Origin of the sequence: Psychrobacillus sp. FSL K6-1464 (assembly GCF_038003145.1) — a bacterium.
Lineage (GTDB): Bacteria > Bacillota > Bacilli > Bacillales_A > Planococcaceae > Psychrobacillus > Psychrobacillus psychrotolerans.
The window spans coordinates 3,388,715-3,402,915 of the sequence record NZ_JBBOOP010000001.1 but is presented as its reverse complement, the minus strand read 5'-3'; the positions used below and the strand labels follow the sequence as shown (position 1 = coordinate 3,402,915).

Here is a 14,201-nt window from a genome sequence, read left to right as displayed (position 1 = left end):
GTTAATGTATTTATTTTGCTAGTTTATAAGGGTTTCATGTATAATGTTACAGTATAAAACTTAGCTTAGCGAAAGAGAGTGGGACTTATGGGTCGTAAGTGGAATAATATTAAGGAAAAGAAAGCTTCCAAAGACGCTAATACTAGTCGTATTTATGCGAAATTTGGTCGTGAAATATATGTTGCTGCAAGACAAGGTGAGCCTGATCCTACATCTAACCAAGCGCTTAAAGTAGTATTGGAACGTGCAAAAACATACAGTGTGCCTAAGCATATTATTGATAAAGCGATTGAAAAAGCAAAAGGTGGATCCGAAGAAAGCTTCGATGAGCTTCGTTATGAAGGTTTTGGACCAAGCGGTTCAATGGTGATCGTTGATGCACTTACAAATAACGTTAACCGCACAGCATCCGATGTACGTGCTGCATTTGGTAAAAATGGTGGTAATATGGGTGTCAGTGGTTCAGTTGCTTATATGTTTGATGCAACAGCCGTTATTGGTTTAGAAGGAAAAACGGCTGATGACGTTCTGGAAATTTTGATGGAAGCGGACGTTGACGCACGCGATATTTTAGAAGAGGAAGATACAGTAATCGTTTATGCGGATCCTGATCAATTCCATGCTGTACAGGAAGCACTCAGAGCTTCAGGAGTTACAGACTTTACAGTTGCAGAACTAACGATGCTTGCTCAAAACGATATTGCATTAGATGCAGACGCTCAAGCGCAATTTGAAAAAATGATTGATGCTATTGAAGATTTAGAAGATGTTCAACAAGTCTACCATAATGTAGATTTAGGAGAATAATAGTGAAAAAAGCTGATCCAACGTAGTTTTCTACTTTGGATCAGCTTTTTTATTTGAGTGATGGAACAGAAATTTAACAAATACGTCCAATGTGAAGAGGGGGTTATTATTTGAATAGTAAAATAATAATTCGGATTGTTATTGTCATTATTCTTTCTATATCAACTTTATTTCCAAATAAGTCTTTAGCAGATTGGGCGTATGCATTTGTTGTGTGGGATGACTACGTATATGTTATCACCGATGAACAAGTCGATGAGGTAGATAAAGAAATTGGTCATGTAACAAAGTATTCAGATAGGGAAGGAACCTATTTTGGAAATTTCTCCAATGCCTATCCGAAAGGAACGAAGTATTATAGCATCCAAGGGCTAAATACGGAGGAAGCCATTGCTATACAGGAGGACGATGGAACATATATTCAAGCTACAAGAGATGGAGAATACGCTAGAAACAAATATGGAATAGATAATGTTATTACTCTAGCTTTCATTGGAGCAATTTTACTAGTTATTATTTCAATTGTAAGAACTAATTATTATGGGAAAAGGAGAGAAGGATGAACAGAAAAGTAAAAGTAATTCTCCTCGTAACAAGTATACCTATTACGGTGATTCTAGTTCTATTAGGAATCTTCCTATATATATTTTTTGTTAGTATGGAAAGTCTACCGAAAGGAGAATTTTTAGTGGAGGAATCATCACCAGATGGGAAATTTACGTTAAAAGCCTATGTTACAAACGGCGGAGCTACTACTTCCTATGCAGTTCGCGGTGAACTCGTTTTCAATGAAAAAAATGGGAAAACCAAAAATATATATTGGAATTATAGAGAAGAGGATGCAGAAATTTCTTGGGTGGATAATGATACAGTAATTATCAATAATCATACTTTAAATGTCCCAAAGGAAAAATATGATTTTAGATATCATTAGTGTTAGTGGAGGTATTTAACATATTAAAAATGTTCGGATGGGAAGACAAATAAACAGCCTTTCCATTTTCGAAGGAAAGGCTGTTTTTCTTAATAGCGAAGCCAGCGTCTGTTTAGCTCCGGTGCTGACCTAGGGATTCTGTCCTTCTGGTTAAGCTGCCGATTTCTTTCTACGATAGTTCCACTGTTGAAACTGGAATCGGATGAAACAACCAATACAAAATCCTGCTATTGCAATGGAAGCGGCAAGGCCAACCATAATAGTTGCGATATTAAATAATAACGACCAGTTTAGAATGTAGCTAATTGTAGCTACTAACAAGAAACCAACTGCCAGCCACTGATTAAATCTTAGTTGTGCATAATCTTCTTGAATATATTGAGAGGCAGGTTTAGACAAGAACCACCTTTTGGCTACAACTAGAATTGGATGGAAACCTGTTAATAGACTGGATAAATTTGCAACTAACGGAATAAGTAATATCCACGCAGATTGAGTTAGAAGAGCAATGATTACAGATAAAACAATAGTCCATTGGTTGAGCATTACAAGTGGTTTAGGAATTGTTTTCATTTTAAAACCTACTTTTCTTATCGGATTTTATATTATTATATGTTGATAGTCCATGAAAGTAAATAGAGGGACATATATAATCATATTTCCTGGGAAATTGATAAGATGTGATTTGAAACGACAAATACAATAAAAGTAACTTCAAGATAGGAGCTGCCTTCTATATTATTTCTTTTTTAAGTCGTTTATTTTCTTAGTTAGTTCATTGAATTGTACATCGAGTTCACTATACTTAGGGTCATTATTTTTTAGGAAACTGAGTTTGCCGAGAACTGCCTGCCGTTCTGTTTCTAGTGTTAAGAGTTGTTTTTCAAGTGAAGACTCATTGTTTCTATGCATCCATTCGTTATAGTTCATTTCTACCTTTCGAATCGATTCATTTTCAAAAATCAGCAATTTATTTGTTAACTTTTCTAAGAAATATCGGTCATGTGTCACAAGTAAAATAGTGCCTGGAAAAGTAGAAAGTGTTTTTTCTAACTGTTCACGAGAAGGGAGATCTAAATGGTTTGTTGGTTCGTCTAATAGTAAGACATCTTTTTGGTCGAGCATGAACTCCATTAGCTTCAGCTTCACCCGCTCTCCCATACTCATTGTTGATATAGGCCGCGTCCAGTGTTCTTTTGAAAAGCCTAAGTTAGTCATTAGTGTTTGGATAAGTCCTCTTATCTCAAAGTCAGTCGGTCCAAAAAATTCAAATGGTGTTAGGTTTTCAGGTAAGTCGAACACGGTTTGGCGTAAATAGCCAATATTCATAGATTCGGTTTTCCAAAGATCTCCTTGATAACTTTCTTCTCCTAATAGCATGCGAAAAAATGTTGATTTTCCACTACCGTTAGAACCTAATAACCCTACGCGTTCTTGAGCTTGTATGGTGAAAGAAGTAGGTTGGAAGAGTGTACTATTTTTAAATTCTTTTCTAAGACCTTTTGCTTCGATGATGCGTTTACCTTTTTTCTTGTTTCCTTCAATGGAAAAAGACACATCTTTTTCTTTATCAGGTTTATCGACAGTGTTTTTAGTAAGTTCCAGTTCTAGCCTTTTCTTTTTGGAGCGTATTTGCACATCCATTTTTTTAGCTTTAACTCGATAATACTCCTTGTTGAATTCATGCTTGGTAGAATCCGCATGTGCTTTGGATGACCAGTTTTTCAGTTCGGTAATTTGCCTTTCCACTTGCTGTATTTTTGATTGTTGCGCATCATAAAGTCTTTGTTGTGTCAGGATTTTTTCTGCTTTTCTATCCCTATAAGTCGAATAGTTCCCAGCGTATGCCGTCAGTTTTTTATTTTCAACTTCCCAAATATAATCCGCTACCTCATCTAAGAAGTACCGATCGTGAGAAACTAGAATGATCGTGCCATTATAAGTGAGAATCTGTTTCCTTAAGTAGGATAAGCTCTCCTGATCCAAATGATTTGTTGGTTCATCTAAAAGTAAGACTTGAGAATTCTCTGCGAATGCACGAGATAATCTTCTTTTCATCTTTTCGCCGCCACTCAGTTGTGCATATTCTCTTCCTTCTGGAACAGTCCATTTACTTAAAGCGGCTAGCTTATCAAGTTCATCTTCTTTTTCACTAAAGTGCTCATCTTCTTGCTGAAAGTAGCTTATAGAAGGGGGAGTTCCGATCCATTCAACCCTTCCGCTAATAGGAAGGACTTCATTGGAAAGAATCGTGAGTAACGAAGACTTACCTTGTCCGTTTCCACCAACAATTCCAATAACTACATCTGCTTGTATATCTCCTTTTACATTCTTTAAGATTACATCGTCGCCAAAAATAATACTTATATCATTTAGTTTTCCTAATAGTGTCATACAAACAACTCCTTTTGGAGGAATAAAAAAATCCCTCCGAATAATACGGAAGGATGTTGCTGACCATAAAGCATATACGAAAAACACTACATATTCAGTGCTATGTAGAGAATACCGTACGTATTGTAAGAATAATGGGCAGACTAATCCTATTTCCGTTTGCGTATAAAATATTTTTTTCTGCATGAAGCAGCAAATATTATGCAAGAAATAAGATTATATAATCATAGTCCACCCATCGTCCCTTCAAATTTGTTAATTGAATTATAGCATATTTTTTGCGGATTTGCCTAGAAAACGGGTAGAAACAAGTGACATATGGAAAGAGTTAATTGAAAATATTAATTTTACATTATATTTCGTGAAATGTATTTAAATTCGTGATTTTTAATAAAAACTCCTGTAGAATGAATACATATTTGAGGAGGTATGGAGAATGAAACAATTAGATGCACATGAAATTATTTCATATATTCAACACGCTAAAAAATCAACGCAAGTGAAAGTATACATAAAAGGAAACGGCATAGATCAGATTTCTTTCGGGGAACATACAAAAGTTTTTGGGGAGGGAAATTCTCTAGTATTATTTGGAGAATGGTCTGAAATTGAATCCGTTTTAAATGAATATAAAAATCAAATTGATGATGTAGTGGTGGAGAATGAAAGTCGTAACTCCGCTATTCCACTTTTGGACCTAAAGGGGATAAACGCACGTATCGAGCCAGGTGCAATTATTCGAGATCAAGTTAGTATTGGAGATAATAGTGTTATTATGATGGGCGCACTTATTAATATTGGTGCAGTTATTGGTGAAGGTACGATGATTGATATGGGCGCAGTTCTAGGTGGACGCGCAACTGTAGGGAAAAACTGTCATATTGGTGCTGGCGCAGTGTTAGCAGGAGTAATTGAGCCACCTTCTGCAACTCCGGTAATTATAGAAGATGACGTAATGATTGGTGCGAACGTGGTAGTTCTTGAAGGATGTAGAGTTGGTAAAGGTGCAGTTGTAGCTGCAGGTGCCATAGTTACTAAGGATATCCCTCCATATACTGTAGCTGTAGGAGCACCTGCAAAAGTCATTAAAGAAATAGATGATCAAACAAGATCGAAAACGGAAATTATGCAAGAATTACGTCAGTTGTAAGTTGGTGGCTGATGAAAACCTTACAAGATATTCGGAGAGATTTACATCGCATACCTGAATTAGGTTTTGAAGAAGTAAAAACACAAAGTTATTTATTGGAACAAATTCGTGCGCTTCCACAAGATAGACTAACCATAATTACTTGGAAAACAGGGATTGTCGTAAAAGTAGAGGGAACAGAACCTACACAAACGATTGGTTGGAGGACGGATATAGATGGTCTACCGATTACGGAGGTGACTGGACTTCCATTTGAATCTAGCCATCCTGGTAAAATGCATGCTTGTGGTCATGACGTTCATATGACGGTGGCCCTTGGTTTACTTAGGAAACTAGTAGAAAACCCTATCAAGGATCATGTAGTTATTCTATTTCAACCAGCAGAGGAAAGTCCCGGAGGTGCACTTCCAATGCGAGAATGGTTAAAAGAAGAACAAACGACTTTAATGCCCGATAAAATATTTGCCTTTCATGTAGCACCTGAATATCCTGTTGGAACAGTAGCCACTCGTCCAGGTTTACTTTTTGCTAATACATCTGAATTATTTATTGATGTAATTGGAAAGGAAGGGCATGCGGCATTTCCGCATCAGGCGAGAGATATGTCTGTTGCAGCAGCTACACTATTATTGCAATTACAAACGATTGTAAGTCGTTCTATCAATCCTATGGACCCAGCGGTTCTTACGATTGGGAAGTTCACTTCTGGAACAGTACAAAATATTATTTCTGGTCACGCTAGGCTAGAGGGAACTATTCGTACGATGGATGCAGATACGATGGCGATTATTAAAGAGAAGATCGAGTCGTTTTGTCGAGCGACAGAAATTGCTTTTGAATGCTCTGTTCAGATAGACTACGGTTCGTCCTACTATCAGGTGAAAAATGATGAGCTACTTGCGAACGAGTTTTTAGCCTATGCGGAAGTACATTCAGCAACGAATGCCATTTTATGTGATGCGGCTATGACTGGTGAAGACTTTGGTTATTTCCTTCAAGAAATACCAGGTCTGCTATTTTGGGCTGGAGTTAACTCATCATATGGACTGCATCATCCAAAGCTCAGTCCCGATGAAGCTGTGATAGACTATCTAGTTCCATTTATAGATGCCTATTTCCGTAAAATTTCAAACTAAAAAGGATTTACTCTGTTTAGTACAGAGTAAATCCTTTTTAATTTACTTGCTTTCATCATGCACTTACTCAAGGGGCCGGTAAATATATTCCATTCTATTTGGTTAGTATCTTTTAATCCACTAGTTGAACATTACATTCTTTAAACCAAATATCCATCTGTACCAAGTATGCCAGAAGCTGCGGTCCAGACATTAACTGGCCAAACCAGGGTACTTTAAATGCTTCTCCGTTGGATTCGACAAGATCAGCTAAACGTTGCTTTTGGAACAGTTCGTGTAGAATAGAGTTTTTGTCTTGTAATTGCTCTTTCAACAAATTACTCACAATAGCTGTATAAACAGGATTATGTGTTTTTGGGTATGGACTCTTTTTACGATAAAGTACATCAAATGGCAGACTGCCTTCAAATGCCTTTCGTAATATGCCTTTTTCCTGATTGCCGACCATCTTGTATTCCCATGGAATATTCCATGCATACTCTACCAGTCGATGGTCCGCAAAGGGTACACGCACCTCTAAGCTAGCCCCCATACTCATACGATCTTTCCTATCTAACAAGGTCGTCATAAACCACATCATATTCATATAAAATAATGCGCGTCTTTTTGCGTCAATTTCTGATTCGCCTTCCAAAAGAGGAGTTTCAGCTAAAGTAGTGTCATATGCATTTTGTACATATTCTTCAATATTTAATTTACCTTGCCAACTATCATTCAATAACTGGAAGCGTTCACTAGTAGATCGTATCCAAGGAAACCCTTTTTCTGCATTTCCTATTTGGTAAAACCAGGGGTAGCCACCAAATATTTCATCCGCACATTCTCCAGATAAACCTACCGTAAAGTCCTGTTTTATTTCTCGGCAGAACCATAGTAAAGAAGAATCGATATCGGCCATGCCTGGAAGATCCCTTACGTGAACAGCCTCTCTTAAATACTCTGCTAGTTTTTGTTGGGTAATAATAGAAAAATGATGGTCCGTTTCTAAATGGTCCGTCACTTTTTGTATCCATGGAAGATCGCTTGAAGGTTGAAAAGTATTACCTTTAAAATGATGGTCATTATCTTGATAGTCGATGGAGTACGTATGCAGTGGGGATTTGGAATCCTGAGAATAGGATTTGGCTGCTATTGAAGTGATAATACTGGAGTCCAAACCTCCAGATAGGAATGTGCAAAGGGGAACGTCTGATACAAGTTGTCTTTCTACAGCATCGGTTACTAATGAATGAACCTTTTCCGTAGTTTCATCTAAAGAATCTGTATGTTCCTTGCTTTCTACATTCCAGTAACGCCAAGTCCGAATGCCGTTGCGAGTTAAACTGAGTGCATGGGCAGGGCGTAATTCATGTATATCCTGGTACACGCCAGAACCAGGGGTACGTGAGGGACCTAGTCCAATGATTTCGGCTAGACCATTTCTATTAATGATAGGGGAAATAGCAGGATGGGCAAAGAGCGACTTTTGCTCAGAACCAAATAGGAAGCCCCCGTTTTTTTCTGTATAAAAAAGTGGTTTCACTCCAAGGCGATCGCGCGCTATAAACACTTTTTGCTCCGACTCATCCCATATAGCAAATGCGAATATTCCATTAAAATGGTCAACACAATTTTCCTTCCATTCTATATAGGAGGTCAATAATACCTCTGTATCTGAATGACCAGAGAAGCTATGCCCACGTTTCAATAATTCTCTTCGGAGATCCTCTGTATTATATAATTCTCCATTATACGTAAGTGTATATTCATTAGAATGATAGGTTTTAGTCATCGGTTGCTTTCCGCCGACTGGATCTACTACTGTTAAACGGCGATGTCCAAATATGGCGTGCGGAGAATTCCAAATATTATCGTCATCTGGGCCACGCTTCTTTAAGGTTTCCGTCATTTTAGCAACTGCTGATAATTCGTTTCTCAAATCCCTTTGGAAATGAATCCAACCAGTAATTCCACACATATATGCATCCCTTCTTTCATCCATTATTTTATGCAAGAGGTGGAAAATTGTATCAAAAAAGACAATCACACAGGTTTTTCACACCTAACGATTGTCTTTAGTATATTAATTAAATTTTAAATTTATTAATTTCTTCCTGAACTACCATTGCACCTTCACTTAAAGACTTCGCAACGGAAGTGATCTCTTGGATAGTTGCAGTTTGCTCCTCTACAGCAGCAGCAATCATTTCAGATTGTTCAGCTGCATTAGTTGCCGCGGAAGACATTTCATTAACGGAAGCAGAAACTTCTTCTGTGCTTGCAGAGATTTCCTCAGTTGAAGCAGAGACCTCTTCAATTTGAGAAGACATTTCTTGTATCGAGCCCATAATATTATCAAATGCTCTTTGTGCATTTTGAATATAGTTAACTCCTTGATCTACATTCTGTACAGTAATGTTAACTGCATTTTCCACTAGTTTTGTATCCTGTTGGATCAAAGCAGTTAACTCTGTAATTTGACTAGCAGAGTTTTTCGATTCCTCCGCAAGTTTTCTTACTTCATCTGCGACTACTGCAAATCCTTTACCATGTTCTCCTGCACGAGCCGCTTCAATAGCTGCATTCAATGCCAATAAATTTGTTTGTTCGGTTATATTTGTAATAACTTTTGTAATACTTTCAATTTCAGCTGATTGAATACTTAGCTGCTTAATACGTTCGCTTGTTTCGCGAGAAGATTTTTGAATAACTGCCATCTGCTCCTCAGCAGTTTTCAATGTTTTTTCGCCGTCAGTTGCAACAGTCTGCGTATCAATAGCTTTCGAGTGAAGACTTTGCGTCGCTTCAGCAATTCTTTGTACTCCGTGTGCAGTTTCATCCATAGCAAGAGAGCTTTCTCTACCCATTTCAGCGGAATGACTACTACCTTCAGCCATAGTTTCTATACGCGTAGCAACATCGTTAGAAGAAATAGAAACTTCATCTGTACTTGCTGCTAACTCTTCTGAAGCTGCAGTTGTCTGTTGTACATTGATTGATACGTTAGCAATAAGACCATGGAGATTCTTTTTCATTAAGTTAAATGAATCAGCTAACTTAGCGATTTCATCTTTTGTTTTAACAACAACGTCGTCTTGACTTAGATCGCCTCCTGCAATAATTGCTGCTGCAGAAGCTAAACGGTTAACTGGACGAGTGATTGAGGAAGTAATAAATATTCCAACTATGATAGCAAAGATAGTTGCGATAATAGCAACAACTACTATCAATATTTTTGTAAAATTAGCTGCTTCTGTGGACTCTTTGCTTCCTTTATCTACTTCGCCAGATTGAAATTTTGCGATTGTATTTACTGCGCTTTGTATTCCTTCGTTAGCAGGTCGTGCTTTTTCAGCTAATATTTGAGTGGCAGAATCTAAATCGGTTGCTACGAAACCAGAAAGTATCTCTTCCGCAGCTTCTTCGAATTTAAGTTGACTTTCGGTTAAAAGTTGAAGCTGTTCTACATTAGAAGGAACATTAATAATTTTTTTTAATTCCTCTGTTTTTGCATGGATTAGAGTTTGTTGTTCTTCTAAATTTTTAAGTGTTTCATCGGAGGGGGCAAGAATGTATGAACGCAAGTATAACCCTTGAAGCGATGATGCATTTAAAATTTCATCTACCTGAAGTAGTTTGTAAACTCGATCTTCAATAAGAAAAGTGTATTGATTATCAACCTTAGTTAATTGTGTGAATGCTATTACTGAAGTTAGTATTAGAATAGCGACTAAAACACCAAAGCCAGAATAAAGTTTTGTCTTAATAGACATAGTAGTTTCCTCCAATATGAGCTATAAAATATTTATTTGTTACTTATATACTATATGTGTCTTAATTGGTAGGTCAATAAGATTATTTAAGAATAATATTAATAATAAAAAAATAAGATTTATTTGTGAAATTTCAAAGGAATACTGTAAATTTCCATATACGTGACGATAATTAGGTAATAGGTCTATATTATTAACTTTAAAAAATGCACTACTTTACATATATTACTTCAACTGTATACACAAAAAAGCGTCGCAAAAGTTTTAACTTTTGCGACGCTTTTCTTATGTTGTTACTTTAAGCACGGTCTTAATTTTTTGGATTATTCCTCCACTACTATAAGTTAGTACACTTCGTTTATAGAAGGACAAGCTTAGCAGGAACATAAGAACTACAGTTACTATTAATATAGCCATGGACAAAATTGGTTCGAATGTAGATATGTCAGTGGCGCCAATTCGTAGTGGCATGACCATACCCGACGTAAACGGAATATAGGAGAACACTTTTATGAGCATCGTATCAGGACTAGCCATTCCAGAGATTAGCACGTAAAAACCAATAATTCCAACCATCATCGCTGGCATCATTGCTTGACTCGATTCCTCTACTTTGGATACTAACGACCCTAATAATGCACCCAATATCAAATATAAAATGATTGTGATCAATAAAAAGGCTACTGAATATCCGATAAATGCAAGAGATAGTTCATTGGCGATTTCCTGTACAACATCCCATTTTGAGCCTCCGTCAATAAATGCGAATAACAATCCTTGAACGAGTAATAATCCCCCAATTTGTGTTAACGCTAAAAGAAACGTTCCAGTTAATTTCGCCATAAAATGTGTAGCTGGTTTCACGCTAGCAAGTAAAACTTCAAGAACACGCGAACCTTTTTCGGAAGCAACATCCGTTGTAATCATCGATAAGAAGGTCATAACAAATGAATAAATTAGAAAACCTACTAAAAAGGAAGCACCAATTCCAGCAGCTTTCTCATCCTCACTTTTACCTGAGACAGATTGTTCATTCAGATTTTTCATCGTAATGATAGTTTCAGATTGCAGAATTTTATCCGCTTCTTCTGCAGTTAAATTTAGCTGCTGCACTTCATATATTTTGCCCGCGTATTGAAGGGTAGAAGAAAGGCTTAGCTGATCATTAAATGTCAGCGGTTCGAAGGTGGCAATTTCTGCTGTGAGTGAATTATCTTGATCTTCCACGAAAATGACAGCCGCGAAGTCCCCGTCAACTACTTGTTTTTCTACTTTTTCAAGATTATCTGTTGGAAAGCTGAATTCTAGATCGCTAGTCGACTCAAATAATGACTCAATTTCCACATCTGTTTCGTTAATAAGAGCTATTTGTAGAGCGTCTTCTTGAAAAAATGCCTCCTTAATGTCTGACCAGAACATAACACCACTGATCACCGCCACATATAAAATGATAGAAAATATAAATGATTTTGCTTTGACTTTTTGAACGTAAAGTTGCTTAACTAACAACCAGAATTTAGACATGCTTAGCACCTACCTTATCTTTGAATATTTCATCTAATGATAAATAATCCAAACTAAATTTTTCTATGTATTTGCCATTAGATACATAGTCAAAAATAGGCTGTGCATACGATTCATCCTCAAGTGTTAGTGTGTATTGATCTCTGCCTGTTTGAACATCTCGTACACCATGTAGTCCTGCTAGTACTTCTTTAGGAATTTCTGTACGTATAGTTAACTTCGTTTTTCCGTATTGTTTCTTCAAATCTAGTAAACTTCCAGTAAACAAGGATACGCCACGTTTTAATAGGCATAAATGGTCACAAAGTTCTTCGACATTATCCATTTGGTGACTAGAAAATAGTATAGTTGTTCCTTTATGCTTTAGGTCTAGAATTGCAGACTTTAGCAAATCCATATTTACTGGATCCAAGCCACTAAAAGGTTCATCTAATATAAGGAACTCTGGTTGATGTATAAAGCTTGCGATTAATTGGACTTTTTGCTGGTTTCCTTTGGATAAGGTTTCTGCTTTTGCTTTTCGCTTATCGTCTAATTCAAAACGATCAATCCAGTAATCTACTTCTTTTTTTAGATCTTTTTTAAGCTTTCCTCTTAACTCGCCAAAAAAGTATAGTTGGTCTTCCACAGTCATGGCAGGGAAGATGCCTCGCTCTTCAGGTAAGTAGCCTAGAATATCTCTATTAATGGAATTTATATGTTGGCCATTCCACATAATGCTACCTTCAGTTGTTTCCTGTAAGTCTAAAATCATACGAAATGTTGTAGTTTTACCAGCACCATTCTGACCGATCAGTCCAAATATTTCTCCCTTTTCAATTGTAAAGGACAAACTGTTAACAGCTACGAAGTCTTGATATTTCTTAGTTACTTGGCTTATTGATAACGTCATATTCAAACTCCTATCTTTTTTCTCTTTAAACTTTATACGAAACAACTTAAAGAATGTTTCATTTAATTTGTAACGTTTTTGTAAATTACTCCGTCAAATGGAAAGAGAAGAAAAAAGAGGAGTGATTGGATGAAGAAAATATACGGAGCTTTCGTAATGATTTTAATGTTCGGGCTTGTATGGAGCCAAGGTTCTGCCTTTGCACAAAGTGATGAAGCAAAAGTAGAAACGACTAACTTTATAAAAGCAACCGGGGTTATAACAAAAGTGGAAGAAAAAAAGGGAACTGTTACTTTAACGGTAGAAACAAATGGTAAAGAGCCGCAGATTACTTTTTACAACGTAACGGATGAAACAATGGTATACAGTAGTGGATCCACGAAGGAAATGGAAAAAGTGGCGTTTCAAAAAGGTCAACAAATAGACGCCTATTATGATAAAGATAAACCGATGATTATGATATATCCAGCACAAATTTCACCCGAATTAGTTATTGTGCATGATGCTAAAACATTCGGTTCTGTTAAAGTAGGGAAATTTGATGAAGAGCTTCGTAGTTTAGACAATGAATTGAATTTGAATGTAGATGACAAAACAATTCTAGAAAATACCGACGGAGAAAAAATAGCAAGAGCAGACTTAAGCGGAAAAGAGCTTATTGTATTCTATACGATGGCTACTAAAAGCATTCCTGCTCAAACAGCTCCTATTAAAATAGTAGCTATGTCCTCACCTGGTGAAGTTAGTGATACGTCCAACTTCATAAAATTTTCAGGTGTTATAACAGAAATAACAAACGATAAAAATAAGTTAGCGCTTACGGTAGTGACAGAAGAGGATGAGCCAATTACGACTATCTTCACACTTGATAAAAATGTACGATTGTTTAAAGGAACAACCGCAGAGACAGTTAAAAAAGAGTCTTTCCAAATAGGGCAGAAAATAGAGGCTTATTATGATAAAAACAAGCCAATGATTTTAATTTATCCAGCACAAATAACTCCGGAATTTCTCTTTGTTCCTGGCAAAGAAGAATTTAGTTTTGTGAAAGTGGCGAAGTTTGACCAAGATATGATTAGTTTAGATCGAGAACTTCAGTTAACTATTTCCGAAGAAACCGAATTGCGTAATGAGAAAAACGAAGTAATAACTCAGGAGGATTTAGTGGAAAAAGAGCTTATTGTCTTTTATGCTGTTACTAAAAGAGGGATGGAAGGCGTACCCGACCAAACAACTCCATTGAAGGTTGTTGCTCTAAATTATCTTTCGCCTGATTTAAAACATATTATTGGAAATGATCACTTTATACAAAATGGGACAAAAATGATTCCGCTTCGTAAAGTAGCAGAGCAACTTGGATATGAAGTAAAAAGCTATTCTACTTCTACGCAAAAGTTAGTAACACTTTTAAAAGGCAACAGTTCTTTCCAGATTTTTCGTGATACAAAAGCTTTTAGTTACAATAAGAGCCTACAATTATTTTTAGAAAAACCGGTGTTAAAAGATAAGAAAACATATGTATCAGAAGAAATCCTAGATATATTAAAATAAACAAAACCCCGTCCTTTTCTAGTAGAAAAGGGTGGGGTTTTATTAGTATTTAATGATGAAT

12 protein-coding genes are annotated in these 14,201 nt (G+C 36.5%); 6 read left to right on the top strand and 6 right to left on the bottom strand.

Going from position 1 to position 14,201, the window contains the following annotated elements:
• Positions 1-87: 87 nt before the first annotated feature.
• The 3 genes from MKX39_RS17255 (at position 88) to MKX39_RS17245 (ending at position 1,741) form a co-directional block, all read left to right on the top strand.
• Positions 88-807, top strand: coding sequence for a YebC/PmpR family DNA-binding transcriptional regulator (locus MKX39_RS17255; RefSeq protein WP_093537437.1), 720 nt, complete (start codon positions 88-90; stop codon positions 805-807).
• Positions 808-917: 110 nt separating this feature from the next.
• Positions 918-1,370 carry a hypothetical protein gene (locus tag MKX39_RS17250; protein WP_340770700.1) on the top strand — a complete coding sequence of 151 codons (453 nt, stop codon included), beginning with the start codon at positions 918-920 and terminating at the stop codon, positions 1,368-1,370.
• The gene (locus tag MKX39_RS17245) at positions 1,367-1,741 is read left to right on the top strand and encodes a DUF5412 domain-containing protein (protein ID WP_340770699.1); all 375 of its coding nucleotides are present in this window, start codon (positions 1,367-1,369) and stop codon (positions 1,739-1,741) included. Before MKX39_RS17250 ends, MKX39_RS17245 begins: the two co-directional genes overlap by 4 nt.
• A 150-nt stretch (positions 1,742-1,891) precedes the next feature.
• On the opposite strand, the gene MKX39_RS17240 is transcribed toward MKX39_RS17245, so the two are convergent.
• Positions 1,892-2,314, bottom strand: a complete 423-nt coding sequence (locus MKX39_RS17240) for a DUF4395 domain-containing protein (protein ID WP_340770697.1) — start codon at positions 2,312-2,314, stop codon at positions 1,892-1,894.
• A gap of 165 nt (positions 2,315-2,479) precedes the next feature.
• Positions 2,480-4,135, bottom strand: a complete 1,656-nt coding sequence (gene abc-f / locus MKX39_RS17235) for a ribosomal protection-like ABC-F family protein (protein WP_340770695.1) — start codon at positions 4,133-4,135, stop codon at positions 2,480-2,482.
• A gap of 436 nt (positions 4,136-4,571) precedes the next feature.
• Between abc-f and dapD the strand changes: the two genes are divergently transcribed.
• Together dapD and MKX39_RS17225 are read left to right on the top strand one after the other, a co-directional pair.
• Complete coding sequence (dapD, locus tag MKX39_RS17230; protein WP_093537441.1) at positions 4,572-5,285, top strand: 2,3,4,5-tetrahydropyridine-2,6-dicarboxylate N-acetyltransferase; 714 nt, start codon at positions 4,572-4,574, stop codon at positions 5,283-5,285.
• Between the two features lie 11 nt (positions 5,286-5,296).
• Positions 5,297-6,421: an N-acetyldiaminopimelate deacetylase gene (locus MKX39_RS17225; protein ID WP_340770693.1), complete on the top strand. Its 1,125-nt coding sequence runs from the start codon at positions 5,297-5,299 to the stop codon at positions 6,419-6,421.
• A 112-nt stretch (positions 6,422-6,533) separates the two neighbouring features.
• Here the strand turns inward: MKX39_RS17225 and asnB are convergent, their stop codons facing one another.
• The 4 genes from asnB to MKX39_RS17205 all read right to left on the bottom strand — a co-directional run bounded on the left by asnB (position 6,534) and on the right by MKX39_RS17205 (position 12,589).
• Positions 6,534-8,378, bottom strand: a complete 1,845-nt coding sequence (gene asnB / locus MKX39_RS17220) for an asparagine synthase (glutamine-hydrolyzing) (RefSeq protein WP_340770691.1) — start codon at positions 8,376-8,378, stop codon at positions 6,534-6,536.
• A gap of 109 nt (positions 8,379-8,487) precedes the next feature.
• Positions 8,488-10,173 carry a methyl-accepting chemotaxis protein gene (locus MKX39_RS17215; protein WP_340770688.1) on the bottom strand — a complete coding sequence of 562 codons (1,686 nt, stop codon included), beginning with the start codon at positions 10,171-10,173 and terminating at the stop codon, positions 8,488-8,490.
• 285 nt (positions 10,174-10,458) lie between these two features.
• Complete coding sequence (locus tag MKX39_RS17210; RefSeq protein ID WP_340770685.1) at positions 10,459-11,697, bottom strand: ABC transporter permease; 1,239 nt, start codon at positions 11,695-11,697, stop codon at positions 10,459-10,461.
• A complete protein-coding gene (locus tag MKX39_RS17205) occupies positions 11,690-12,589 on the bottom strand; it encodes an ABC transporter ATP-binding protein (RefSeq protein ID WP_093537446.1) in 900 nt (299 codons plus the stop codon). The genes MKX39_RS17210 and MKX39_RS17205 overlap by 8 nt, the downstream gene beginning before the upstream one ends.
• Before the next feature lie 129 nt (positions 12,590-12,718).
• On the opposite strand from MKX39_RS17205, the gene MKX39_RS17200 reads away from it, so the two are divergent.
• Positions 12,719-14,140 (top strand): stalk domain-containing protein, encoded by a 1,422-nt coding sequence (locus MKX39_RS17200; RefSeq protein WP_340770683.1) that lies wholly within the window; start codon positions 12,719-12,721, stop codon positions 14,138-14,140.
• Positions 14,141-14,201: the final 61 nt, after the last annotated feature.